Annotated in this window: 23 protein-coding genes; 6 read left to right on the top strand and 17 right to left on the bottom strand. The window is 47.1% G+C overall.

The genetic code is table 11. The annotated features are described in order from the left end of the window. Positions 1-75: 75 nt before the first annotated feature. The 5 genes from QXT17_RS07160 to QXT17_RS07140 form a co-directional block, all read right to left on the bottom strand. Positions 76-1,638 (bottom strand): ABC transporter substrate-binding protein, encoded by a 1,563-nt coding sequence (locus tag QXT17_RS07160; protein WP_020961819.1) that lies wholly within the window; start codon positions 1,636-1,638, stop codon positions 76-78. A 93-nt stretch (positions 1,639-1,731) separates the two neighbouring features. After that, the gene (locus tag QXT17_RS07155; protein ID WP_020961820.1) at positions 1,732-2,928 is read right to left on the bottom strand and encodes a hypothetical protein; all 1,197 of its coding nucleotides are present in this window, start codon (positions 2,926-2,928) and stop codon (positions 1,732-1,734) included. Positions 2,929-2,979: 51 nt separating this feature from the next. Then, on the bottom strand, positions 2,980-5,100 hold the full coding sequence (locus QXT17_RS07150; protein ID WP_342814485.1) for a metallophosphoesterase: 2,121 nt from the start codon (positions 5,098-5,100) through the stop codon (positions 2,980-2,982). A gap of 184 nt (positions 5,101-5,284) precedes the next feature. Beyond that, positions 5,285-5,914, bottom strand: coding sequence for a hypothetical protein (locus QXT17_RS07145; protein WP_020961822.1), 630 nt, complete (start codon positions 5,912-5,914; stop codon positions 5,285-5,287). Between the two features lie 80 nt (positions 5,915-5,994). After that, positions 5,995-7,845, bottom strand: a complete 1,851-nt coding sequence (locus QXT17_RS07140; protein WP_020961823.1) for an ATP-dependent DNA helicase — start codon at positions 7,843-7,845, stop codon at positions 5,995-5,997. 79 nt (positions 7,846-7,924) lie between these two features. Between QXT17_RS07140 and QXT17_RS07135 the strand changes: the two genes are divergently transcribed. Further along, positions 7,925-9,040, top strand: coding sequence for an L-threonylcarbamoyladenylate synthase (locus QXT17_RS07135; protein WP_052885487.1), 1,116 nt, complete (start codon positions 7,925-7,927; stop codon positions 9,038-9,040). Here QXT17_RS07135 and QXT17_RS07130 read toward each other — a convergent pair. The 3 genes from QXT17_RS07130 to QXT17_RS07120 form a co-directional block, all read right to left on the bottom strand. Next, entirely contained in the window at positions 9,037-9,669 is a 633-nt protein-coding gene (locus QXT17_RS07130) for a phosphoribosyltransferase (RefSeq protein WP_020961825.1), read from the bottom strand. The two genes, QXT17_RS07135 and QXT17_RS07130, sit on opposite strands and share 4 nt — an antisense overlap. Positions 9,670-9,858: 189 nt before the next feature. Beyond that, positions 9,859-10,986, bottom strand: a complete 1,128-nt coding sequence (locus tag QXT17_RS07125; RefSeq protein WP_020961826.1) for a CBS domain-containing protein — start codon at positions 10,984-10,986, stop codon at positions 9,859-9,861. Positions 10,987-11,047: 61 nt separating this feature from the next. Then, entirely contained in the window at positions 11,048-12,292 is a 1,245-nt protein-coding gene (locus QXT17_RS07120) for an MFS transporter (protein ID WP_020961827.1), read from the bottom strand. A 102-nt stretch (positions 12,293-12,394) separates the two neighbouring features. Here QXT17_RS07120 and QXT17_RS07115 point away from each other — a divergent pair, with 102 nt between their 5' ends. Both QXT17_RS07115 and QXT17_RS07110 read left to right on the top strand, forming a co-directional pair. Then, on the top strand, positions 12,395-12,790 hold the full coding sequence (locus tag QXT17_RS07115) for a 4Fe-4S dicluster domain-containing protein (RefSeq protein WP_148681931.1): 396 nt from the start codon (positions 12,395-12,397) through the stop codon (positions 12,788-12,790). Positions 12,791-12,796: 6 nt separating this feature from the next. Further along, on the top strand, positions 12,797-14,563 hold the full coding sequence (locus QXT17_RS07110; protein ID WP_020961828.1) for an aldehyde ferredoxin oxidoreductase family protein: 1,767 nt from the start codon (positions 12,797-12,799) through the stop codon (positions 14,561-14,563). Here the strand turns inward: QXT17_RS07110 and sfsA are convergent. Genes sfsA through mobB form a run of 3 tightly spaced genes read right to left on the bottom strand, consistent with a single transcriptional unit; the run spans position 14,550 to position 16,959 of the window. After that, a complete protein-coding gene (gene sfsA / locus QXT17_RS07105) occupies positions 14,550-15,254 on the bottom strand; it encodes a DNA/RNA nuclease SfsA (protein ID WP_020961829.1) in 705 nt (234 codons plus the stop codon). The two genes, QXT17_RS07110 and sfsA, sit on opposite strands and share 14 nt — an antisense overlap. Then, positions 15,251-16,213, bottom strand: a complete 963-nt coding sequence (locus QXT17_RS07100; protein WP_020961830.1) for a hypothetical protein — start codon at positions 16,211-16,213, stop codon at positions 15,251-15,253. Before QXT17_RS07100 ends, sfsA begins: the two co-directional genes overlap by 4 nt. Before the next feature lie 5 nt (positions 16,214-16,218). Next, positions 16,219-16,959, bottom strand: coding sequence for a molybdopterin-guanine dinucleotide biosynthesis protein B (mobB, locus tag QXT17_RS07095; RefSeq protein ID WP_020961831.1), 741 nt, complete (start codon positions 16,957-16,959; stop codon positions 16,219-16,221). A gap of 101 nt (positions 16,960-17,060) precedes the next feature. On the opposite strand from mobB, the gene QXT17_RS07090 reads away from it, so the two are divergent. Next, on the top strand, positions 17,061-17,855 hold the full coding sequence (locus QXT17_RS07090; RefSeq protein WP_020961832.1) for an SDR family oxidoreductase: 795 nt from the start codon (positions 17,061-17,063) through the stop codon (positions 17,853-17,855). A 26-nt stretch (positions 17,856-17,881) separates the two neighbouring features. After that, the gene (locus tag QXT17_RS07085; RefSeq protein WP_020961833.1) at positions 17,882-18,640 is read left to right on the top strand and encodes a HesA/MoeB/ThiF family protein; all 759 of its coding nucleotides are present in this window, start codon (positions 17,882-17,884) and stop codon (positions 18,638-18,640) included. Between the two features lie 13 nt (positions 18,641-18,653). Here QXT17_RS07085 and QXT17_RS07080 read toward each other — a convergent pair whose 3' ends face one another. The 5 genes from QXT17_RS07080 to QXT17_RS07065 form a co-directional block, all read right to left on the bottom strand. Beyond that, positions 18,654-19,184, bottom strand: a complete 531-nt coding sequence (locus QXT17_RS07080; RefSeq protein WP_148681932.1) for an HD family hydrolase — start codon at positions 19,182-19,184, stop codon at positions 18,654-18,656. Between the two features lie 67 nt (positions 19,185-19,251). Further along, entirely contained in the window at positions 19,252-21,798 is a 2,547-nt protein-coding gene (locus QXT17_RS07075; protein WP_342814486.1) for a heavy metal translocating P-type ATPase, read from the bottom strand. A 43-nt stretch (positions 21,799-21,841) separates the two neighbouring features. Next, on the bottom strand, positions 21,842-22,993 hold the full coding sequence (locus QXT17_RS07070) for a PLP-dependent cysteine synthase family protein (RefSeq protein ID WP_020961836.1): 1,152 nt from the start codon (positions 22,991-22,993) through the stop codon (positions 21,842-21,844). Positions 22,994-23,177: 184 nt separating this feature from the next. Then, positions 23,178-23,618: a ParB N-terminal domain-containing protein gene (locus QXT17_RS10065; RefSeq protein WP_405054574.1), complete on the bottom strand. Its 441-nt coding sequence runs from the start codon at positions 23,616-23,618 to the stop codon at positions 23,178-23,180. A 205-nt stretch (positions 23,619-23,823) separates the two neighbouring features. Then, on the bottom strand, positions 23,824-24,075 hold the full coding sequence (locus QXT17_RS07065; protein WP_020961839.1) for a hypothetical protein: 252 nt from the start codon (positions 24,073-24,075) through the stop codon (positions 23,824-23,826). Positions 24,076-24,308: 233 nt separating this feature from the next. On the opposite strand from QXT17_RS07065, the gene QXT17_RS07060 reads away from it, so the two are divergent. After that, complete coding sequence (locus tag QXT17_RS07060) at positions 24,309-24,926, top strand: DUF981 family protein (RefSeq protein ID WP_020961840.1); 618 nt, start codon at positions 24,309-24,311, stop codon at positions 24,924-24,926. A 17-nt stretch (positions 24,927-24,943) separates the two neighbouring features. Here the strand turns inward: QXT17_RS07060 and QXT17_RS07055 are convergent, their stop codons facing one another. After that, positions 24,944-26,143, bottom strand: a complete 1,200-nt coding sequence (locus QXT17_RS07055; RefSeq protein ID WP_020961841.1) for an MFS transporter — start codon at positions 26,141-26,143, stop codon at positions 24,944-24,946. Between the last annotated feature and the right edge of the window lie 48 nt (positions 26,144-26,191).

The raw sequence follows: 26,191 nt of genomic DNA, 5'->3' as shown, positions 1-26,191 counted from the left end.
AGGGTGTGAGAACCTCTGTTCCCAATACTTCCAAAAAGAAAGAATAGTTTTAAAATAAATACATTAATGAGGGGCCTACCCTCCAGTCATTTGTTTTAGAGTTGCCTGTACCTTGAGGTACTTCGCCCTGGCGGCATTTGTCCAGTCGTTCATGAGTCTCTGGTAGATTGCGGGGTCGCTTGCTAGTTTCGGGCTTATCTTTATGGCATAGTCAATTGTGAATGTTGTTTGTTGCCCTGTTAGTGGATCTGTGAATGTTATGGGGTCAGTAAGCATGTTGACTAGTTGCTGGAACTGTGCATCTGTAATCTTTTTGTCGTTGTAGGCTTTGACTAACTGGGCCCATACGGGCTGGAGATCGTCGTGGGCGTTTACGAGTGTTGCCTTGAAGTAGTCGACAACGGCCGTTACCCATAGAGATGAGAGGGTCTCGTTGAATGGTATTCCCCCAGCATTAATGACGTCGTCAAGAGCCTTCTTTAGGTCTGGCCTCTGCTTTCCCTGTGGAGTATCAAAGATCCTTGGATTTATAGGCAACCTGTTGATGTTCGGGTCAAGCCATACGATTTGTCCCCCATTCTCGTTGAGGACCCATGCTACAAATGCTGCTGCCGCCGCCGGGTTTCTGCTTCCCTTGAGGACTGCGATTGGATCTGCATTTACAATGCTTTCACCCTTCGGAATAATGTAGAGGCACGACGGGTTCTGTTGCTGTGCAGTGTAACCGTAGAAGTCGATCGTTGTTCCGACTGCGAGGTCTCCACGTATAACGGCATCTCTGACATCGCTACTCCCGCTATATATCTTGGAGTTTGCCGCGATTAGTGTGAGAACCCTCCATCCTTTGTCCCAGCCGTAGGCCTGTAGAATAATCTCGAAGATCCTTGTATTGCTCGTGCTCATTGTGGGGTCTGCGATTCCCACTACTTGTAGGGCCGGAAGAGTTACTGCATAGCTGGGGCTTCCAAGGTCTGACCAGCGTAGCGGTGTGGGCAATTTGTATCTAGCTAGAATGTCCTTGTTTACTGTGAAGCCGAAGCTACTTACGCTTGCTCCTATCCAGTGTATTTTCCCGTCGCTTCCCACCTTGTATGTCTCTGCACCAGCTATGGTCTTTGGTAGCTTTGCAACCTCGTCTAGTATTACCTTGAACTCTGGATGCTTGTCGACATCTATTGGTTCAATAAGACCCAAGTCGTCAATGAGGTTGAAGAGTGTCGGACCGCCGCCCCAGGCTACGTCTATTCCCTGGCCCTTCTGGGCCGCGTTCTTGATGTAGTCGGGCCACTGCTCGGCGTTTATCGGGAGGAAAACTATGTTCTGAATATTATACTTCTTCGCAACGTCACTATTGAGAAACATGGTCCTCGTCACGTCTTGGATTGTTTGCTCGTGCCTTGTGATAACGTAGAGTGTTATGCCTTGAGAGGGTGGTGGCTGTTGCTGTGTCTGATTAGTTGTTGGCTGTGTTGGGGCTGTCTGGTTTGGCTGGGACTGGCCGGGTTGAGACGGCTGACTAGGCTGCGAGGGCTGAGAAGGCTGACTAGGTTGTGGGGGCTTGTATAGTGTAATAAAGATGGCTGAAACAATTAGTATTGCAAGTACAGCTAGAGCTAGAACAGTTGTTTTCTTGTTCATTTTTATCGCCGTGAAATAATGGCAGTGGTTCTATATTTGTATTGTTCTGGATCACAAAAGAGAAAAAGACAGAAAAAACAATATTTTTAATGTTTATTTTTTGACCTCCGTTGCAGAAGAAGCCTTAGGTTTCCTGAGGAACATTAATGCCAGAACAACGACTATGAGGACAGCTTCGACGATAACGAGGATCATGAGCTCGTTTACGGTTCCGGCTAGAGAGTTAACAGTTGCCTTTAGAGAATCTACATCGTTCTTTATGGATTGGATGTCTCCCTGCATCTTTTGAATCGCTGATCCTTGAGATGACACCTGGGAACTTAGCTGGTTTAGGTTGCCGGACAGAGTTGAGACAGACTGCGAGAGGTCGCCCAACTTTCTCTCGATTGGTCCCGTCGTTATTAGTTTGACCCACCATTTGATGAGGTTCTGTACGAATAGTGGGCCGTCAAGTGAGACGCCGTAGTAGCTTGACGCCCATGCTGGCTCGTAGTCGCCGTAGAGGCTCTCGCCTGCGACTACTACCAGGCTGTTCTTGTCGCTGAAGTACTCGGCAGCATACATTACGAAGTCGTGGTCTCCTGTCCCTTTACCATAGGTCATCGGGTCATAGACGTATGGTATTGGTGGGGTGTTGTCGCCGATGTATGCCTTGTGGGCCCATACGATCCTTATGAGCCCTGGGAAGGTTTCCTTTACGGGGTCGTGGTACTTGCCTTGGGCATCCTGCCAGATAATGCATCCTGGCCCGTGCATGAGGATTGGCTTAGTTACCCCCTGCTTGATTATGTCTGTGAATAGCCCCGGAACATTGTCGGGCTCCACAAAGGACAACATCCTGTAGTAGGCCTTAGCGGTCACGTTGGGGTTATCGCTGTAGACTGATCCATGCTCCAGGCGCAACTTTGTCCCAATGCCTGCAAGCAGGTCGTTTATCTGTACAATTGTCTTCTGTCCGGGGCCGTAGTCAGAGTCGCCCGCCACATAGAGAACCTTGTTTCCAGAGAAGAGCCAGTCCTTTATTGCCTGTATTTCGTCCGGCGAGAAGGCGACTGTAGGCTGTCCTAGGAGTAGAATGTCTACTCCTTTTAGAACATCGGGTGTAATTGTCGTAGTTATTATTCTCCATTGTACGCCTGTAATGTTTCCCATGATATAGCTTAGATACTTGTTGCTCTCTCCGTGTCCTAGGTCGACGGCTACTGTTATTGGCTGGGCATGGCTGTTTACCGCGAAAACTAGTACGGCTACGAGGACCACGCTTACAATTAGAATTTTTTTGGTGTTCATGTTTATCGAGTAATTAGAATGAGAAAAAACTATATAAATTAAGCGGTCGTTTTATGGATTCTTCTTCCTTTCTCTGAGTGCTAGTAGAACCAGCATCGCTACGGCTACGATGAGTATGCCTCCTGCGATCGGCAGGATAGGAAGAGTTGGCGGCTGGGCTGGCGGTGCCTGTGATGGCTGGGTTGTTGGCTGTGTTGGGGCTGTCTGGTTTGGCTGGGACTGGCCGGGCTGAGAAGGCTGACTAGGTTGCTGCGGCTGCTGGGTTGAGGGCGTAGGAGTCTGGTAGGCTAGTTTATATTCGCTTGTGGCCTGGTTGCCGGCGTTGTCGAAGGCTACCATCTTTATGGTTATGCTGTCGACGTTCTCGATAGGCGGAATCGTAAGTTTGTATACGAAGGAGGTTACTGGGGAGATGAGCGTATTAGGCGAGTAAAGTTCCGGTGCGAGTTTGTATTCTTTTCCGGCAAAGACATAGCTTGCCGTGAAGTTCTTTACGCCCCACCCGGGGTCGGCTACCTCTACAAAGACGTTAACTGTTGCCCCGCTGGCTGGCTGTGCTGGGTTAAGCATTTTTACCTTTATTGTTGGTGGCTGCGTGTCGGGGGCCCTGTACAATGCGAATTCGAGCCGGCCCTTGTAGGGCAGTTTAACGTGTAGGGCTATATAGAGCTTGCCGTCAAGATACATTTTGTCCAAGACTTGTATGCTTGCACCGTTAAGGGCGTTTAAAACCTTTATGTTGAAGTCGCCTGTCCAGGGGAGGCACCATACAACGGTGTTTTCGAGATCCAAGTATGAGAGGTCGTTTTCAACGCTGAAGACATAGGCTTCTCCCGCTTGGAGATAATAGGTCGGGGTAAAGACTTGATTAGAGACTCCCAGGTTGTTTCTGGGAGGATAGATTCCTACGGGTATGGTGTTCTGGGCTAGCTTTCTCGAGTCGTTGTTAAAGCCTATAAATGTGGGCGGCTTGAATGGGAAGTCTAAGTTCCCAGTGGTAAGGTCCAGCGTGTAGAAGTCTAAGCCGTCATATATGGCGGAGCCCATCCCCAGGGTTGTGATCGTGATGAAATAGGTAGTGAAGCCCGTCCTCGTACTCGTATACTTCGTGAAGAGGTCCCTGTGGACATGGCCAGAGAACACATAGTTAACTTTGTAGTCCTCTATCATTTTTAGGAAGTATCTCACTGCATCCATGTTGGCGCCCCAGTACGAAGAGACGGGCGAGTTGGGGTTCTTCTGTGGGTCGTAGGGAGCGATAACGTTCTGGTCGTCGTACCTCGTCTTGAGTTCTCCCTGATAGTAGAACACTGGGTGATGCACAAGTATCATCTTAATGGGAACATCCTTGTTAGCCTCGAGCACTTGGCTTGCCCACTGTAGCTGTTCCATTGGGGGATATCCTTGCTCAGGGGAAAAGAGTCCAATAATGAGGAGCTTGCCGCCTATGACCCTATACCACGTGGTGTCGCCGTAGTACTTTGTGAAGCTGTCAGGGGGATGATCGTGGTTTCCGGGGACTGCGAGGATTGGATAGCTATAGAGGAACGCATACTCAAACGAGACTGCCTGTGCATACTGGTCTGCAGAGGCTGTGTCGGCAATGTCGCCCGTGTCGATTATGAGGTCGGGGCCGAGCAGGCTTGCCACAAGGTATCCTGCGAGCCTGTTCATGTCGCCTGTTATAACGTCTGGCTGGCCTGCACCGTAGTGCTGGTCGCTAAAGTGGGCAATCTTCAGCTTGGATGGCAAAGTCTTGTAGACCCAGACGCTTCTAGGTAGCCCAATGGTTGTAGGGCCCTTGATGACGAGGTCGTATAGGCCGGGCTCCACGCTTGGAGGTATAGATAACGTCAGGGTGTTCCCACTACTAGTGACCGTCACCGTATAATTTCTAATCTTCAAGCCAGAGTCGTAGACCACTGTATACATGTATGCCGAGGAAACTGTGCCGACCTGGACGTTCTGCTGGAGTTTAACCTGGACAGTGCCGCCGGGCTGAACAATTGCGGGTTTCCCCAGGCCAATGTTAGTAGCGGGGTTTTGCTGTGCAAAGGAAAGTATGCCCGGTAGGTTTGGCTGTGAAAATGCTGGCGCAAAAGCGACTGCCAGTACTATTATCAGGGAGAATATGGCGAGGTATCGAGAATTTTTCTCTATTTTGTTTGACATTTTCTTCACAACTATAGAATCCCCTCGTGTCTTTAAATTGTTTTCTTTCCATACGATAATAGGAAACTTTTCTCAAGACCTGCAACAAGTCATCAAGACGAGCTAAGAGCTTCTACAAAATTTTGCCCTCAAAGACTTGGATTCTGCTCCTCAACGAAAAAGCTTCATAGAGCGCCGAGACCCCCTAGCGATGCCCCAGCTCTTCTTTTTCAAACAGCTCTCTAAGCTCTTCCAGCCCAATTTCAGAGACAGAAATCACCAATCCATTCATGTCCGTCCATACTGGGTACACGCCATTCCTCCCAAGCGCATAGTCGCTTGTAGCAGGCATAAAGTAAACTTCTAGCCTATCGAGAAGCGGGCCTACCTTTTCGCCCACTTTGCTTAGGAGATAAGCAGGAAGCTTTTCTCGAGAAAACGATACGACTTCTCCCCGCTGGATAGCCTTCACCCGGGCCGTCCAAACATCTGCAACAAACCCGTTATACAGCTCGCCCGGGGAAGACAGGTAGCCAGGTATACCATCTATTTCAAGGGTCAATTGGCCATCTCCACTAATCGTTGCAACTTTTCCACAGTCCGAGACATATGTCTTGAGACACACTACGTGGCTCGACCCGAGGCCCCTGGCCACAGTGACCCGGAAAACTGCCCTCTTCTTCTCGTAGAACACCACCACAGTCCTGTTACTCGTTTTCTGGGGCTTGATGGGCAGCCCCAGGAGCGCGACCTTCCTAAGAGCAGTATAAGCAATGTCTGCAAGAGTCATGTTCAACCTTGCTTCTATTATCCTGTTTAGATCCTCCTCAAACATATCTCTTAAAGTCAAAGACAGGTGTATTTTAAATGTTGTTTTTGAAGAATAGAGAGGTTTCTCTAAATTATCTTGAAGTTTTATAGCCTGATTTTTTCCCAGGGTGGCTGTATGTGGTCCAGCTTTGTGTGGCTTATTTCTTGTCTTAGCTCGCGGACGTAGTCTGGCAGGAGTGGCAGGTAATTGTTGTAGCGGTGGTCGCCCAGGATTATTACTGCTTGGTCTCTTGGGCTTCTGAGGGCTCTCCCTATTGCTTGTGAGGCTTTGCGGAGGGCGGGGTATATGTATGCGTAGAGTCTTCCTTTTCCTTCTCCGTATAGCTCCTCGTAGTAGGAGATGTAGAGGTTGGTCTTTACTGTTGGTTTTTCGAAGGGTATTCCTGCGAGGAAGACGCATACAAGCTCTTTTCCGGGGAGGTCTATGCCTTCGGCGAATCTTCCACCCATTGGTGCTACTAGTAGCCCTTTTCCTTCGTCTGCAAGCTCCTTGAACTCTTGGAGTACTTCTCCGGCTTCTTGGCCACTCATATCCCTTTTCTCGACGAAGACTTGGTAGCCCTTTTGTTGGCTTGTCTCCCTTAGACCTGCTTCTAGGAGCTTCAGCTGTATCCTGTAGCTGGCAGTGAAGACGGCCGTGTTTCCCTTTACCCTCTCGAGGACCTTTCCGATAGCTTCTACATATTTTCTGGCCATTTCCTGTGAGAGCTCTTCGCCTCTTGTTGTGAGGTCTTTTACAATGTATACGGATGCATTTGTCTCGTCGTATGGGCTGGGGACGCTTATGGGCTTGTAGTTTTTTACTCCTATTGTCTCGGCGAACGCCTCTATGGGGCTGAGGGTGCCAGACATAAATATTACCCTTCTAAACTTCTTCCAGACGTTTGAGAGTATCTCAGAGGATCTCATGTCCCATATGTTGAGGTGTATTTTGCCATCGATTTTTTCGGCTATCAGGGCTACTCCTCTTTCTCCCTCGTAGCTGGTTGCCTCTTCTAGGAAGTTTGCCAAGTGGTACAGGCTACTGTGCGGCCTTTTACCTTCTCTAAACCTCATGTCCCTTACCTCCTCGCCTAGAATCTTCATTTTCTCTATCATTTCCTCGCGTCCATCTATGAGTTTAAGCGGGCTGAATACTTGGGACTCTTCTTCGCCTAGGCTCGAGAACTCTTTTTCCACGTTTTCCTGTATCTTGTCTATGAATTCGGCCATGTCTCTGGCTTCTAGTTCTTCTGCCTCTCTTTTCGCCCTCTCAATTGTGCCCTCTGTCACTGTGTCTCCGCCGAGGTTTAGCTGTGTCAGGTTGTGCGCCTCGTCCACTACGAGTATGGACTGGCTAAGCGGGAAGGCTCCCTTTATCGTCCAGGAGAGGTTCTCGTCTACCACGTAGTTATAGCTGAGCGATACTACGTCTGCCACTTTAAGCAACTCTCTCTGTAGAAAGTATGGGCATACCTTTTTCTTTCGGGCCCATTCATAGACTTCACTGTAGGTTAGCACGCCCCTGCTCAGCAGGATGCTGTAGTCTACGCCTTCCTCTAGCCTATTGTAGTATGGGCACCTCTTCCTCTCGCGGCTACATATGTAGGAGACCTCGCTGTAGTCAAGTGTCTCGCCGAACTCCTTCGCTAGGAGGCACATGTCCTTTTTCCCGCGGAAGCTCATAGCTATGAATCTTGCATTTGACTTTTCGCGGAAGACCCTGAACTCCTCGATTGGCCTGTCCGTCTCATTTCCCGTTCTAACGGCCCACACTATTCTTCCTCCCCTGTCTAGGAAGGGCAAAAGCGAATAGATTACTACAGGTGTTTTGCCGAAGCCTGTTGGGGCCTCGAGGATAACGTTGGCTGTCTTGAGTGTTTCCTGTATCTCTGAGGCTACCTCTAGTTGGCGGGGCCTCGGCTTGTAGGGAAACTTGTATTTCGAGAGGCTCAAACTTATCCTTTGTTGGTTTTCGAGACTCTACTTAAAAAGATAGTGGGTTCCTGCATAGCATTTAAGGAACGCGTCACAAATGGATTTTTATTGCATTTTGTCAATAGTGAAAAAGGAGGGTTCAGGGGTGCCGGCAAAGATTTGGAAGGTTGACCCATCTGATCCAGATCCAAGAGCCATCGAGGAAGCCGCCTCTATATTGAAGTCTGGTGGAGTAGTCGCGTTTCCAACGGAGACTGTTTACGGGTTAGGAGCGATATACAACTTGGTAGAAGCCGTAAAGAAAGTATTCCAAGCAAAAAAGAGGCCCATGGACAACCCACTTATTCTGCACGTCTCAAGCTTCTCGCAGGTCTCCGAGCTGGCGGTGGACATACCCCTGGAGGTACACGAGCTGGCTAAAAGATTCTGGCCTGGTCCGTTAACCATTGTATTGCCCAAATCTGCTAGGGTCCCAAGAGAGGTGACTGGCGGCCTTGGGAAAGTCGCTATCAGGATGCCTGCCCACAATGTCGCCCTAAAACTTATTGAGGCCGCTGGTGCCCCAATTGCCGCTCCCAGCGCGAATCTCTCTGGTAGACCCTCCCCTACAACTGCCCAGCACGTTATAGAGGACTTGGGGGACGCTATCGACGGGATTCTGGACGCAGGCGAGACGCTCTACGGGGTTGAAAGCACAGTCATTGACTTGACAAGTAGGCCCCCCGTCCTCCTAAGGCCCGGCTCTATGCCTGTAGAGGAGATAGAGAAGGTACTGGGTGTCAAAATTTTTATTCCTTCATTTGCGAGGGGACTAGGAGAGGCAGAGAAGGCAGTAGCTCCTGGAACAAAGTACCGACACTACTCCCCAAGGGCTACATTGATACTGGTAGAAAGCAGGGACACAATCAATATTGAGAAGGTCGTGGCGAAGATAAGGGAGCTGGCCACGTATCATCTAGGGTTAGGTAAAAAGGTTGGCATCCTGTGTACTGACGAGACGCGGGACAGGTATCTAGACCTTCCGGCTGAGGTTATTAGCCTAGGCTCCAGAAGAGACTTTTTCCAGATAGCAAAGAGGCTTTATCCCTCATTAAGGACGTTTGATTCAAAGAATGTAGATATAATTTTGGCTGAACCAGTCGAAGAGAGGGGTCTTGGGCTCACGATTATGAATAGGCTTAGGAAGGCATCGAGTCAAAGGATCCTTGTCTAGGAGGACTTGCCAAGCGCCGACACGACGTCTTTGTCGGTTACCTCTGAGAAATCTCTGTAGAATTCTCCAACAGCAAACAAGAATGTTGGGACATGAACGGAGACTACCTTGTCAGCATACTTTGACACAATGGGTAGTACATCTCTAGAAATCACGGGGACAGCCACGTAAACCTTTTCTGCGCCGGCTTTTTTGGCCGAGATGCATGCCGCGATGACTGTTGCACCAGTAGCGATTCCATCATCAACAATTATGGCTATCTGTGATCTGAGGTCTAGGGGTCCTCCCCTAAACTTTTCGATGTAGCTCTCGATTATTCTTTTCTGGTACTCTACTTCTTTCTCGATGTATTCCTGGTCTATCCCTAGATGCATGACTATCTCCCTGTTTATGTAGACAGCCTCTAGCTCGGCTATAGCGCCGATCGCGAGCTCCGGGTTTCCGGGCGCCCTCAGCTTCCTGGACACTATCACGTCGAGGGGAGCGTTGATCCTCGCGGAGACCTCTTTAGCAACGATGACTCCTCCCCTAGGTATACCTAGAACCCTAAAGTTGCTGTCCGTTATGCCTTCTTCTAGGAGCTTCTCGGCGAGCTTCTTTCCTGCGTCGACCCTGTCTCGAAAAACCATACCTATAATAACGCTTTGAAAGACCTAGATATATTTTGTTTTGTTGCTAAAAACAGATCCAAAAGGGACAATTTATGGTCATATAACTTCAGAGACGGGGTTGCTCGGCATCCTTTCTACGAGCATCTCCCCGAGACCTCATCATCGGGAAGAAAACAGAGATTAGAAATAAAAATTTTGCCGAGAATGCTAGCTAAAGGCCTTTCTCAGCCTTGCAAGCGATATTCTTCTATCCCTCTTTTTCTCCTTGGTCTTCGAGAAGACCTTGTAAGCAGAGTCCACGGCTTCAAATGTCACTGCTACAGGATCCCATCCAGAAGAAGATGTACTAAATGTATCCTTGTCAAGCTTTATAGAAACGTATGCGTCATACCTTTTTCTCTCTCCAGCCTTCTCACGGGACTTTATCACCACAGACATTTCGAGTAGGCGTCCCCGTTGCGCAATTTCCCGGGCAACCTCTAGAGCCTTCCTGAAAACAAGGTTTCTAGCTATAAAGTCTAGGTCTTCTACGCCCTCTATTCTAAGGGGAATGTTGGCTTCCTCAACTGCTGGTAAAAGTCTCCTCAGAAGCAAGTAGGGAGAGATAATACCATAGACAGTCCCGTTGGCGTTCAGCACTACCGAGCCCTCGGCTATGTCCATAGTGGTGGGTTGCCCATCAATATTTACAGCTCTAAAGTTTGTGGCCATGATTTTGGATACTGGCTGTTCTAGGAAGTATGATATTTCTCCCTTTATTTCGCCGAGCCTTTCTCTGCGTAGGGGCGTATTATAGATAAAGTTGACTAGGTCGTAGATCCTTACCACTCCCACTGGCTTCCCATTCTCTGCGACAGGCGCAAACCTCAGCCCATTCTCTGCCAGCAACTTTCTCGCTTTCTCTATGGGGTCGTCTGGTTTAAGGGGTTCCAGCGGGAAAGCTATATACCTGGCTGCAACCCTAGAGACGAGCCCCATCGTTTCTAATAGTCTCCTAGCCGAAATTACTCCAACTATTTTCCCTTCCTCAGCGTAGGGGAGGCCCGGCTGGCCCGTTTTAACAAACATCCTGGCGATATCTGTGAGGGAATAGGAAGAGTCGACAATGGGAACCTTCTCGAGGACGCTCCTAATTTTTGTGTTTCCTTGGTACTTAGATTTGAGAATCGAGAAAATAGAAACTATTCCAGCATATTTGCCTTCTGAATCTACAACTGGGACAACTGGAAGCTCAAATCTCCACATTTTCTCGGCAACAAGAGAAACAATATCATCCAGCTTTAAGGGATCGATTCTGACAACTGCCCCGCTTAACGGGGGTCTACTAGATGCCATAACATGTATAATAATCCTAGAAAGATATAAAAATGAATCGTTTAGAGGAGATCAAAGCATTTTAGGAGACTTCCTCTAATGTTTTACCCTTAGTCTCTATTCCAAGCACAGACACAGTCAGGCTCGATACGAGCTGCGCAACGGCAAATGCCAGGAAAGACGTGAATGGCTCCTTGAACTGTGAAAGCATGAAGCCTACGAAGTATGGTCCAAGGATGCCTCCTATCCTGCCGACAGAGTTGGCCCACCCGCTTCCCGTGCCTCTCAGCTTGGTGGGGTATAGTTCAGGGGTGTAGGCGTATGTTACTCCCCACGCCCCCAAGTTGAATGCTGAGAGTACGATTCCCCATAATAGGACGGCCTGGTCACTGGTAGCCATCCATAGGCCGAAACTTGAGAGACCAGAAACCAGCATGTAGGTTGCGAGGGTACGCTTTCTTCCTACTTTTTCGACTAGGTAGGCGGCTGAGAAGTATCCGGGGACTTGTGCAAGCGTTATGATAATTGCATATTCGAGGCTCTTGACGATGCTTAACCCTCTCCTTGCAAGGAGGTCGGGTAGCCATGTAAAAATGCCCCAATATGAGAAGGCGAGCATGAACCAGTGTATCCAGAGCATGAGCGTCCTTGCAAAGTATTTACCTGTAAAGAGTTCCTTTAGAGAGGCTTTCTCTTGCTGGCTTGTACTTGGTAATTCTATAGAGAATCTTTGGGTTAGGCTTCTTGCTTCTTCTGTTTTTCCCTTTAGTAGAAGGAACCTCGCAGACTCTGGGACATAGAGGAGAACTACCAGGAGAACTGGCCATGTTATCGTCGAGGACAAGAACACGGCCCGCCAGCCACTGATCGGTAGAATTATTCTTGATAGAATTATTGCTAGGAGCCACCCTATGGCCCAAGAGCTTTCTAGTAGGGTTATGTTTCTTCCCCTGGTTTCTTTTCTCGAGTACTCTGCGAGGAGCACGCTTGCAGTAACCATGTAGCCAGTGTTTCCAGTACCAGCTAAGAGCCTCAGTATCGAAAGTGTAATCCAGTCTCTCACAAATGATGTCAGGGGGGTAAAGATCCCCATGGTCAATAATGACAAGACGATGGCTTTTTTCCTCCCAATTTTGTCGCTGAGAAAGCCAAAGACAAATGCGCCTATCAGCATTCCGACAAGCCACGAGCTCAAAATGAGCCCGGCCTGTTCGGGTGAAAGATTGAGCTCTGTCCTGATAGCTGTCAATGTGCCGGAGGCAAGTCCAGCGTTTAGGGCTCCTATAGCCCATCCAGACATCAGGATAACGAGTAGCTTTTTCTCCACGGGAATAATCGTAAGGAAGAAATTTAAAAATTTTTATCTCCTCTAATTAACCCATATTTAAATAAGCTGAGAATAATTTGTCTATATCGGAAGTGGGTCAAAATGGCAAGGCTAGTTATAACAGATGTCAACAAGTGTGTTGGATGCATGTCTTGTATGTTTGCATGTTCCCGTAGATTTGGAGAAGGTGGGTTGGCAAAATCCGCAATACATGTGTCAAGCATTGGGGGAGTCGAGAGGGGATACAAGGTTGTTGTTTGTAGGGCATGCGAGGATCCTCCCTGTGCGGCTGTATGCCCAACAGATGCACTTGTCAAGAGGCCTGGGGGAGGCGTGTTGCTCAAGGCCGAGAAATGTATCGGCTGTGGTAACTGTGCGAGAGCTTGTCCGATAGGGGCTGTACAGTGGGACTTAGAAAACAATAAGCCGATTATATGTGTACACTGTGGTTACTGTGCTGAGTATTGTCCTTACGGTGTTTTACAACTTGTGAGGTGAGGATGAATGGTGGATGGTCTTCCAAGAAATGTCCTCTATATTGATTTATCCCGTAAAAAGTACTGGGTTGAAGACAGGCACGACTTATTCGAAGAGTACCTTGGCGGCACCGGCGTAGCTACAAAGCTTTTGGAAGAAGAACTGCCCAGGGGCGCAGACCCCCTTGGACCAGATAACGTAATCGTCTTTGCTGTTGGTCCTTTCAACGCTGTTTATCCTACGGCTTCAAAGACTGTTGCAATGTTTAAGTCTCCACATACGGGAAACCTTGGCGAGAGCCACGCGGGAGGCAGAAGCGCCATAGCGATCAGGCTTGCCGGGTACGGCGCAATAGTGATCAAGGGTGCAAGCGACCTTCCTGTATGGGTCTCTATCCAGGAAGACAAGGTGTTCTTCCGGGAGGCCAGAGCACTGTGGGGTATGACGAGTAGTCATACTGTTGGACGAGTACTTCGAGAGGTTGAGCCTGGCTCTGGAATAAGGACGATCATGCGTATAGGTAGGGCGGGCGAGAAGCTTGTCACGTATGCAAATGTGATTACTGAGACTTACAGGCATTTTGGCAGGCTTGGTCTAGGCGCTGTCTTTGGAAGCAAAAAGCTTAAGGCGCTCGTGGTTAGCGGGAAGAAGTCTATACAGGTCAGTGACAGGAAGCTTTACCGAGAGGTCTATGACGAAATCTACAAGCTTATTGTCGACAGCCCACTTATGAAGAAGTACCACGAGATAGGGACACCTGTAAACGTAAACGTCTTGAACGCGTTGAAGGCGTTGCCCTCCTTAAACCTCCAGTGCTCAAGCCTAGAAACCGCTGAAAAGATCTCTGGCGAATACATTGCCGCGAACTATTTGGGAAGGAGAGTGTCCTGTGCCCACTGCCCTGTAGCATGCATCCACTTGGCTGTTCTAAGGGAGCCTTATGAGGAAGAGTCTTACTTCTACAAGACGACGTTTGTTGGCTACGACTATGAGCCCATATATGCCCTTGGAGCAATGCTTGGAGCAAAGGAAGCAAAAAGCATGCTTGAGCTTATCGACCTGGTGGATTCCCTGGGCCTCGACGCAATGACGACCGGCGTAGTCCTAGCGTGGGCTACAGAGGCATACAGCAGGGGGCTCATTAGCGAAAACGACCTCGGCGGGCTGAAGCTGTCATTTGGAGACTACGACTCTTACAAGAAGGCTGTTCAATACCTTGTTGAACAGCCTACAGAGCTCTACAGAGACCTCGCGAAAGGACTCGATTATGCTACGAGGAAATGGGGCGGAAGAGACTTCGCCCTGACCTTCGGCGGCAACGAGATGGCCGGGTACCATACCGGTCCAGCAGCGTATGCAAACTACGCCTTTGGTGCACGCCACAGCCACCTTGACAATGCAGGCTATGACTTGGACCAGGAGACGATTGGCAGAACGCTGGAGCCCAGCGAGCTTGTTAGAAGACTCTACGAGGAAGAGAGCTGGAGACAAGTCTTAACAAGCTTGGTTATATGCCTCTTTGCAAGAAAAGTATACAGGCCAGAAATAGTTTCGAAGGCTCTTAGGCCCCTGGGCGTCGAGATGAGTGTAGACGACTTGTACAAGCTTGGCAAAAAGATTTATCGGGAAAAGTACCGCCTCAAGCTCAGGGAAGGCTACAAACCAGAGGATGTAACATTTCCAAAGAGAATATTCGAGACGCCAACTCCTCACGGCCAACTCAGCGAGTCATACATGGAGAAAGTAAAAGAAGAATATGTAAAGCTTATTCAGCAAGTCGTCACGGAGGAATAAAGACTGGAAGGTCAGGGTTATCCAGAACAATATTTCGCTGTATAGGCTCATAGTGCATTGAAATAGCCCTGATCTCTACACCTGTTTCTTTCGCTATTCTGAGCAACCTTGCCACTTCACTGTCCCCCTCCACGTAGGGCTTGAAGGCTTCCACATTTGGAAGAGCCGCAATGAAAACTATGAGCCCCTTTCTGCCTGACTCAACGTGTCTGATAAGCTCCTTGATTTGCCTCCTTCCACGCTCGGTTGGACAGTCAGGGTACATCGCATAAGAGTTTTCCCTCAGCACTGCACTCTTAACCTCTACAAGTATGTCCTCTCCACGACGCTCAAATTCGTAGTCAAACACTGAACTGTATAGGCGAGGGGACCTACGTGAAATCCTAATGTTGTCCCACGGCTTTATCCCTAGAGATATAAGTTGCTCGAAAGCCCTCATCTGCAGGGCAGTGTCAATAAGCGCGGCTAGCCCGCCTTCCTCAACAGCGAATAATTGGTACTGGGTCTTCGGCGTATCTTTTGGTATGCAGAAAGCCTTCCTGCCACTAACGAGAAACTCTCTCAGGCGCCCAGTGTTGTTTATGTGGGCTCTCCGGGTTTTTCCTTCTACCTCTACCTCTACGACGAACCTATTGATACGTTGCCTTATCAAACATTCTACTTGGACTGGTATATCTAGGAGCCTAGTCATTCCTGTTCTCCTAGCCCCTTTGCTACATTGACTAATACCTTAAGCTTCCTCAGCACTATTTCCTCGTATTCCCTACCCTTTAAAAACCCCCTCATCCCGCCAAATCCACAGTCCGGCTTCAGGAAGGCAAGGTGTGCCCCATAGGTATTCAGGGCTTCTTTAGCTAAAGCCATGACGTCCTGCTCCTCTTCTACACGTGTGTTTCGAGACGAGATAATACCGTAGCCGAGAGCTTTACCGGCTCTGTTTAACTCTTCTCTACTATAGTACTTCCTGTTCTCTGGTATGTCGCTGTGCTCGTGGTCTAAGAAATTCGCATTTCTCAAAGGAAGAAGAATATTCTTCAATAGGGGCGGGAGCCTACTACAAACATGGACTCCTCTAAGGGGGCTCTTAAACTGGCCTAGCACGCGGTCGAGTACTTGGGTTATTTTATTGGGTTCCATGCCAAACATTATACTCTTTGCCCCCACAATCACTGAGAGAACTGGCTCGTCTACACATACAACATGGGGACGTGATACTTTTGAGACTTCACGAGCCATTTCCACCAGGTAGTCGAAAAGTTCACTGAAGAGATCCTCGTATGCCAGGAGCGAGGATTTTATGTCGCCTAGTTTTCCTCCTTTAGGGGTTAGCCGAGAGGCAATCGTAAATGGCCCCGTAAATGCTAGCCTGTACTTGATGCCGAGGTCTTCAGCAATGTCGACAGCATAAACTATGTCCTCTGGGGGCTCGGGCTCCACGGACAAAATGTCTCCCCGAACCTCATAGCCCAGATGCTCATAGGAAAGGACTCCCTTGTTCACTAGTGGCTCAACATACATGTAGACGAAGTCCCGTAGCTGAGGCAACACTGGGAACGTTATCCCAACTTCGTATTGGTCTATAAGTGCCCGCTTAATGTTTTCACGGTTGTAATCGAGGGGAAAGCTCCCCACCAGGGTCGTGGGGATCATGCTATCTACCTCTCAACCTTTAGCTCTACGCTTGATGGATTCGTAGGCGCACCCTTAAGGGTGGAGACCAAAGCATAGACAACGTTCCTGAAAACGTCCTGCACAAAGGGGTTTAGCTCGATGCTTCTTCCGTCAACCCTTAGCTTTACCTTAGAGGATAAAACTGTGCAGTCTCTATGTGTTGCCTCGCCTCGAAGAATCGCTTCAGCCATGCTCATGCAGTTTCCATACTTGCAGAAGCCACAGTTAAGGGCTGGTAGCGGCTCAAAGGCCTTTTTAAGCACGTAGTCTACTATTTTCTCTAGGTCACGATCCAAGTCGAATACAGGAATCTTGAAGTTTTCTCCATCTATTTTTTCCCTCGTGGAAACGATGGCAATGGTTAGGGGTGAAACGAGCTGTTTAGCCTCCTCGGCGTCTTTTGCAACGGCAATCCTAACGCCTGGAAACTCGGACTTGAATCCTTCAAAAATGGCGAAGTCATAGCTCTTCAAACTTGAAATTATTTCCCATAGCTTTGCATCGTACCTCCTATATTCCTCTATTACGCCTTTGGAGACAGTCAAGACAAGGTCGGCTCCAGCCCTGAAAAGCCTGCCAGAGTCTTTTTCAGGAAGAGAAATTTCCTCGTGCACATGCTTCACAACTGCAACCTTCATGTTTTTTGCCTTGAGGATGGGTATCATTCGTTCTGCAAGAACCGTTTTCCCAGAATCCTTATAGCCTATAATGGCTATGGCCCTCATATCCTATCATTTTCGAATAGCGTTGGATAAATATATTGCCTTATCCGTGAAAGCAAAGACTATCGGGGAAAATATTTAGGCAGGATCCTAACATCATATTTGTGCCTTTGGAAATTAACCTCAAAGGTAAACTCTCCCTGACAACTGCTTCTTCGAGAGGTATAGGCTTCGGTGTCGCACGGGTGCTCGCACTGGCCGGTAGCGATGTTATTTTGGTTGCAAGAAACAGGGAAGAACTAGTCCAGGCCAGTAAATCGATAAAAGAAGAGGCCAACGTCGACGTTACATATCTTGTTGCCGACTTGACAAAGAAAGAAGACCTAGAAAAACTCGAAAAAGATATCCGAGAAACAGGCTACCCGGATATTTTCTTCTATTCGACTGGGGGACCAAAGCCTGGAAGCTTCCAGGAGCTCGAAATGGAGGACTGGGACCAGGGCTACAGGCTACTCGTCTATCCAGCGATATTTCTGACGAGAGTAGTGACTCCCCACATGGTCGAGAAGAGGTGGGGAAGAATAATCTATCTCACGAGTTCAGCCATAAAGGAGCCAATGAGCAACCTTGCCCTAAGCAACGTGCTACGTATAAGTCTTGCAGGACTCGTGAGGACGCTTGCAAAAGAACTTGGAAGATACGGCATAACTGTTAACGGGATTATGCCGGGGACAATAAAGACCTCGAGAATAGAAGAGCTTGCCAGAGACATTGCAAGACGCAACAACATATCTCTAGAAGAGGCATATAATAGCCTAGCAAGAGACATTCCGGCTGGGCGCCTCGGAAAACCAGAAGACATAGGATATCTTGTAGCTTTCCTTGCAAGCGACTACGCCTCCTACATTAACGGAGCAATGATACCTGTAGACGGGGGCCGCTTAAACTCTGTTTTCTAGCGTCGCCACGGCCTCGGTGATTATGCTTGACTAGCAAAGAAAATAAAGGACTGCTGACCAAAGAGGAACTAGAAAGGTACGACCGACAAATAAGAGTCTGGGGAATAGAGGCCCAGGAGAAAATTAAGAGGGCAAAAGTAGCTGTTGTGGGAGCGGGAGGACTAGGCTCACCTGTCTCCTATTATCTAGCAGCGGCCGGCGTTGGTAGCCTTCTAATTGTAGACTCGGAAATAATCGAGACGAGTAACCTTAACAGGCAAATTCTGCACTGGACAAGTGACATTGGAAGACCCAAAGTCGAGTCGGCAAAGGAAAAACTAGAGAAACTAAACCCCAATGTCACTATTAAGGTTGTTCGGAAGAAAATAGAGAGTCTAGATGATGCAATAGAGATTGCGAGAGAAGTGGACATTGTTGTAGACTGCCTCGATAACTGGGCCACTCGTTTTCTCCTGAATGAGGCATGCGTGAAACTTAGAAAACCACTTGTTCATGCAGGAGTAAGGGAACTATATGGACAGCTCACAGTAGTAAAGCCATATGAGGGCCCATGCCTAAGATGCATTTTTCCAAAGAATCCGCCCGAAGAGTCAACTTTTCCAATTGTAGGACCCGTCCCGGGAGTGATCGGTGCGCTCGAGGCTCTTGAAGTACTAAAACTGATAACTGGGCACGGTGAAACCTTAGTGGGTAAACTATTGTTCTACGATGGCTACAGAAATTCTTTCGACATAGTAAAGGTCGAGCGCCGGCCAGACTGCCCTGTATGTGGGCGTAGGCCTTGAAAAGCTTGAGAAGCTACAGGCTGTATCTTCGCTTTACAGCCTCCCATACTCCTAGTTCCCGTGAAAAATCCTCTATTTCTTTTTTAGTGTTTTCAATTATATCATCCACTCTGAATCCCATCTCCCTGTACCTTAAGCCCATTATATATGTGGCAATGTAATTGCATAGCTTAGCCATTTTAGCCTCCCTGCTTTGTTGCTGAGAATATTCCCCGTAGAGCTTCTTTGCGAGCTCATTTTCTATTCCTTTCTCTACGGACTCTAGTTCGATGCGTTCCTTGGTTTCCCCAACACTTGAGCTAAAGTTCTTTACGACGTCTCCGATGAATGCCTCTCCAAGGTCGTGTAGCAAAGCATAGATAGCCATTTTCTCTACATCCAGGTCTTTTACATCTTCCGATAGCTCCATGCATATGAGTGCAGACATAAAAGAGTGCTCTGCAACGGTCTCCGCCAATGAGCCGGGTATGCCTCTGAGCATCCAACCCGTCCTTGCCAGGTTAATAAGGCTAAATGCTACATCTGTAAGGCTTTTCCTAGACATCTCAATGCTCAAGGGTTTTCAAATTTTTATTCACTTAAATATTTGCTTAAGAGATTGCTGGGACTTTTTATCCTCTTTTGTTCTGCCATCTCAGCATGGAGACAGCATTCACTACGACAGTTATATCGCTGGCCATCATGGCCCCAGCAGCCAGCTCTGGCCTTAACATGACTCCTAGGGGTTTCCAGAGAATCCCAGCAGCTATTGGTACAAGGGTTAAATTGTAGGCGAAGGCCCACAATAGGTTCTCTAGTGCTTTTTTCCTCACCAACTCGCTCAACTTGAAGAGAGCTATGAGGGGCTCCAGGTTGCCTCCTGCGAGAACGGCGTCTCCGGCTTCCTTAGATATGTCTGCACCCCCACCCATGGCTATGCCAACGAAGGCCCTGCTCAAAGCGACAGCATCATTGATACCGTCACCGACAAATAATACTTTTTTGCCTGATGCTTGGAGTTTTTCAACAAGTTCACCCTTGTCTTCTGGCCTCATCTCTGCATATACCTGGTCTAGGGAAAGCTCCCTGGAAAGATTTTCGGCTACAACCTTGCTGTCTCCTGTTGCAAGGATGGTTGTCAAACCTTTTTTCTTCAGAAAAGAAACCACCCTTAATGCGTCTTCCCTTATCTCGTCTCGAACCAAAACAAGAGCAGAAACCTTTCCATTTAGAGCAACATAGAAGATGGTAGACCCCTGCGAAATCTCTTTTTCTGCTCTCTCGTTTACCTGACCCGGGACTTCAAGGTTAAACATTTCAAGAAGTCTCTTCGAGCCAACAATCACTTCTGCACCGTTTATTTTGGCAAAAATTCCCAGTCCAGGAAAATGTTCGTAGTGTTCCGGCTCTAGCGAAACAACCTTCTTCTCTGAACAATACTCGATAACAGCAGAGGCCAAGGGATGCTCACTTCTATTTTCTGCTGAACAAAGGTACCTTAAGACCTCTTCACCTGCACTGTCAAGAAAAATTACTTCTTGGACTCTCGGCTTCCCCATGGTCAGGGTGCCTGTCTTGTCAAAAACAACAGTGTCTACCTGCAGAATCCTTTCGAAGACGTCTCCGCTCCTAACAACTATACCAATCCTAGTTGCATTTATTATAGCGATCGCTACTACCAGGGGCACTGCTATACCTAGGGGACACGGACAAGTAACCGCAAGCACTGCCGCAGCGAATAAGGCGGCTTCGCTGTAGCTAGCTCCTCCCAACGTCGCCCAGTACAAAAACGTCCCAATGCTAACCGCTATTATCGCCCATGTAAGATAGCCCACAACACGGTCGGCAATCCTCTGGAACTGCGGCTTCCTAAACTGTGCTTCCTTGACTGCTTCTATTATGTAGGCCAGACTCGTCTCTTTTCCCACCCTAGTCGCTCTAACTCTCAAGTAGCCAGAGACAAGAATTGTCCCCGACAGGACAATATCTCTTTTCTCTGCGCTCTTCAAAACAGGAGCCGGCTCGCCAGTAAATGTAGATTCATCAACATATCCCCATCCTTCTACAACAACACCGTCAACAAGGATGCGTTCTCCGGCTTTTACCTCTACTATTTCTCCTGGCTTTACCTGGTCAGATTCTACCTCTACGAGTTTCCCGTCGCGTATCACTCTCACCTTACCTTTTTGGGCAGAAGCCAGAGCATACAGGTAGTTGAATGCCCTTTTCCTGACCCTATTCTCGATATATGTACCCAGCGAGACAAAGCCCAAAACCCCAGCAGGTATTTCAAACATTCCCATGCCTTCATGACTAAGAAGCAACTGTATAATCCCTGTTATATATGCAACAAGAGAAGACAGAGTTACAAGGCTGTCCATGCTTGGGGATAAGCGTATAAGCGCTAACAGGCCCCTTACGAGTAAATCATAGTTTAGGAATATCACTGCCGTCGCAACGGCAAAGTAGATGATTGGCGGAAGCGGAAAAACAAGGTGAAAGGCTTCTAGCGAGTGCCAAGTAACCACTGTGAGGCCCAATCCAAATGAGGCCAGAGGTATCCAGAGTGGCTTTTCCCGTTTATCTTCGAGTTGACTCTCTTCTACTTCTCCAACTTGGTATCCAAGGGCCCTGACCAATTCTTTGATTTCTGCTGGGTTGGTAGTTAGAGGATTATAGGTTATCTTTGCGAGATTAGAGGCTGGCGAATAGTGGCAAGAAAATACTCCCTTAAGCCTTGATACTTTTTTCTCAAAGTTGTGTGCTTCTTCAGGTTCGAGTTCAACACTGAAGACAAGCGTTCCCTTTTCTAAGTCGTATCCAGCTTCCCGAATAGCCTTGTTTATGTCAACAAGAGATATCTTGTCCTGGTCATAGATGACAACGGCATCACCAGTTGTAACATCTATGTCTATGGTGGCCCCAATCTTGTGCAGGGATTTTTGTATCGCTAAAACACAAGTCGGACAGTCTACACCTATAACTCTAATCTTTTCCCTTGTTTTTGTCAGTTTGTTCACAACTGGACCATGCTGTAAATAATATTCAGGGTTCTTTTCGAATGCTTTTTTGCAGTGTGGGCTACAGAAATAGTATATTTTTCCCTTGTAGACAGATTTGTAAGGAGTTTTCTCAGATTCTACTTCCATTCCACAGACTGGATCTATTTGCTTTACCATGATTTCTCACATGAGAATGACGGTGTCATGGTATAAATTTTTTCTAACCATCTTGTCTTTTTGTCTCTTCGAGATATGTAGCAAACTGTTCAATGTATTTAAACCCGTGATCTGGGAATATCAGCACATAGTCACCTTCTTGGAGCGCCCCATTCTTTTTCAGCTTTTCAAAAGTAGCCATTACTGCTCCACTGCTAAGACCCACAAATAAGCCCTCACTTCTAGCTATCCTTATAGCCTGTTCAATAGCTTCACTAGATGTAACATCTTGGACTTTGTCTATCTTTACATAGTGAAGCCACTTCATCCCGGTTTCTACTCTTCTTATGCCGGGAATAACATTCCCGGGTGCCGGCTGGGCGCCATAAACCTTTACGTTGTCGCCATATTTGCTTTTGAAATAAAGACTTAGTGCCGAAAGGTGACCCGAGGTACCTACACCACCTATTATTCCCCTAAGCTTAAGGGAGGCTTCCCGCACCTGCAAGTCAAGCTCTTTAGCAGTATATCTCAAATGAACCTTTAAATTCGAGTTATTCTCGAATTGATTCAAATGGATGCCTCCCTCCCTTTTTGCAAGCTCGTCAACGTCTCCAACGAATTCCACGGTGAGACTTTTTTGAACCCTTTGAACCTCAGCACCCATTATACGCAGAATTATGTCTGAGGCTTTTTGAATCGTGTATGGCAAGAATAATTTAACCTTGAGACCCTTTATATTTGCGAGAGCAGTTAAAGCCATGCCCGTATTTGTACTGGTGGCTTCATACAAAACGGTAGGATTATTATACTTCGCCAGATAGTCTGTGATCATTGACCAGCCAATTCTGTCCTTTACACTCATACTGAAGGGGTTAAAAAACTCCAACTTTGCCCACACCCTTAAATTATGGTTGGACAGTGAACGAAGAAGAACGAGAGGGGTTGGCCAGTTCTTGTATAGAAGCTCTTCGGTGCTACTAAATACTCTAAGCCGTGAAGGAGAAATGTCGTCAAAGAAACCCAGATGATCGAGATGATACGTCTCAGTCCCTTCCTTACATGAAGGTTCCCTTATTCCTAGAAAACTGAGAGCTTCCTGCATCAGGTCTTTTTCCCCTAAATATTCGTTGCAGGATATCTTTCCCTTCTTCAAAATTTCCGCAACTATTCCCAATACTTTTTCTAGTCTCTCATCTTTCCCAATTATATACATTCGAATACCACCAGATTTTTAACAATAATTTGGAAGAGAACCCTTTTCCAAAAATGCTCAAGAAAGAAATTCCTCATAAAAATTTTTCCTCCAATGTAGACGTTCATTAGATTTGTGGTCTTGGGATTTATCCCGTTTTGTTTCATATTGACAAAAAGAAGAGGCTTCATCTTCAATGTATCCCTTATCTTAACAATTCTAGTTCGATATTTATATCAGGTTCAAATCGCGAGATATGTACAAGGCCTTTCCACGTAAACACGAGGTGCTTGGTTGTCTTAGGAGGAAAAAGTTTCCCAGATAGCCCAGCTTTTAATACCTGTTCCTTCGGGATATTCTTGCCATCTCCAAAAGACTTTACTAAAATAAGAGGCGACTTGTAGTTGAACATGACACATGGTATATACTTGCAACCCAGACATTTTAATGCCTCAAATCTGTGGTGCCCATCTAGTATGACTCTAGTACCTTTATCTACAGCTATCGGCTTCTTTAAAACTCCATCCTTCACTATTGAAGCTAGCAATGTCATAAGTCTGTCTTGTTCGCACTCCTCGTGAGGACGGAGCTCACTGATGGCACACAGTTCAATGTTATTTTTGCTTTGTAACCAATAACCCCTCATGTTTAGTTCTATATGACATCGTCATATAAGGAATATATGTTTTTCGTTTTTCATATTAAAACAAATACATAATGTCGCGGAAATCTAAAAAATTATGAAAAGTTTTTACTCTGAAGAGGCAACACCCCAAAGCGCAATGCGTCGTACATGCATACGTCGTAGAACCAACCGCATACTATGTATTCAGTCCTTGAGATGCGTGCGCTTAATCTGGGTCTGGGAGTTCTAGACTTTGAAGTACATCTGACACCAGTATACTGTTTTCGTCATAGTCTTTGTTTGTATAGTGGTCTGAAAACTCCTCCTGGAAGACATGTGGGTCAACCCTCTTACCCTTAACAGGGCCACAAGGCTGAGTCTCATTAACCATTCTTCTTGAGTTCTCGTCGAGAGCCTTTTCATCCTTAACCCAGCTAACCTCAAGGCTTCGGAGAGGTAGAGCAACAGGTTGAATCATCAACTAACGCATAGCGACTGTGGAACATTACCGTATCATTGACGAGAGGCGTTAATACGTAATCTTCTATAGCTCGTGCTAGGAAAAACCTAAGAGAAAAGTCTCACATAAGCTTCTAGTATGTGCTTCTTATTTTTCATTTACGTAAACAAATTGTATAAGAAAAATTTTGCCTTCTTTACGATTTGAATAGAGTAAGTTATATAAGTTTCTAAATATATTCATATAACGCTATGCCGGAACAAGTCTTAGTAGTAGACCCATTAGATACATGGTTAATGCTACTAGCAGCAACACTTTTCGCCGCCGCGGCATACATTTACTTCAACTTTGTAAAGCCCCTAAAAGAGCTCGAGCAGGCAAATAGAGGCTTCGGCGTCTTCTTTACATGTGTAGGCATTTATGCACTCGCCACAGGTGTTTGGGCAACAATTACGTGGCCTTTCCCTGGACCCTATAACATTGTACTGATGGATCCATGGGCTATTTTTGGATTAGCCAGCCTTGTCCTCGGTTTGTCCCTGCTTCTCAAGATAGATTTCTCCTACACTTCTGTCCCGTTCGCCTTCCTAGGCATCTTGCCAGTTGTCCACGGCTTGGCTATCCTCAACTACAGATTAACAAAGACCCCAGAGTTTACTTTCCTAATGTACTTCCTTACAGGCCTCTCTGTTCTCTTGTCCCCGATTCTATTCTACAAGAAGAACAAAACGATTGCATACATAGCTGTATTATTCCTCGTGATAGCTGGTCTTCTAGCTTTATACATTGGCGCAAATGCTACATTCGGCCACATTCCTGGATGGGGCAAGTGGTCTCCTTGGTACGGCGCAGTTAAAGTCGGAGGCTAAAAAAGTATTTTTTCTTTTTATTCTGTTTTTAGTGTTTCTTTTATATTTCTGCTTAAAGCAAGAGCTATTATTGAAAGAACGCTAAACACTGCTATGACAGTGAGTGGATCAGGGTGAAATGTTGCGATGGACTGGTAGATTGCTACTCCTAGAAAGCCTATCATGTTTACAAATGAAAACGTTGTCCCCGAGTATTCGTGGTTGTATGCTTCACGTGCCATGGGCGATATTACCATGTGTGTAGAGGCTACGAGCCCGAGGACAAAGAATAATAAGAGTAGAAGGTTATAGGAAACATTCACAAGTATTGGGAGAAAAGCGAGGACAAGCCAGAATATTGCATGCAGTAGACAGCAAGCCTGCAGGATGGGCTTCCTTCTCTTGAGAACCCTGTCACTTATGAATCCCATCAAGGATACTCCTATTAGGAATGCTAGTGCAAGCATGAAAAGCAGGCTTGGCGTATCTTGTAGAGATTGTGGATAGTACTTCTTTATGTATATTGGTGCCCATAGTGACTGGAATGATAATATAGCGGAATATGAGCCGAGATACGCCATTCCAAGCGCTAGAGAGTGCGGGGACCTGACTACTACGCGTAGCTGCTGAAGCGTCTGTTTAAAGCCATCTTTTATGCTGTGGCTTGAGACTCCGTGGTCATTTATTGATACAAACGAGATTATTCCAACGAGGAAGGCAACTATTGAAAGAAAGAGAAGTGTGCCCGAGAGGCCGTATATGTTTATGAGTATTCTTATTGGAAGGGTCGCGAAGAGGGCCCCAAAGTTACCAACTGCCAGACCTATGCCGGTGAGTGTAGCTCCGAGGCTTTTATCTGCATATACGCCTATCACTCTCTGTATCGAGATCCAGACTGCCGATGCCCCGATGCCTACAAGCACACGTCCTGCCACTATTAGCCATGGATTTGGTATGGAAGATATGAGTGAGCCTAATCCTAGGGTAAACATGCTTATTGCTACGTATCTTTTTGCCCCAAGTGCGTCTGAGAAGACTCCAGAGGGCAGTTGCAGTGCGGCGTAGGCGTAGAAGTAAGCGGAGGCGACCATTGAGATGAATAGGGAGGGCTCGATTCCATTACTAGTAGCTATATTGGAGAGTTCTCCTTGGATAACGCCTGTGACTGTCCTGTGTATATAGACTAGGAAATAGGCTGTGTATAGGGCTACCAGTGACATGGCAAGCTTTTTGTCCACACGGTTCTAGGGTTTGCCTAATTAAAAAATTTTCATTTTTAATTAGTA

Origin of the sequence: Thermofilum sp. (assembly GCF_038871435.1) — an archaeon.
GTDB classification, from domain to species: Archaea; Thermoproteota; Thermoprotei; order Thermofilales; family Thermofilaceae; genus Thermofilum; species Thermofilum adornatum.
Note: the sequence above shows the minus strand (reverse complement) of the source record. Positions and strands in the feature narration are given on the sequence as shown.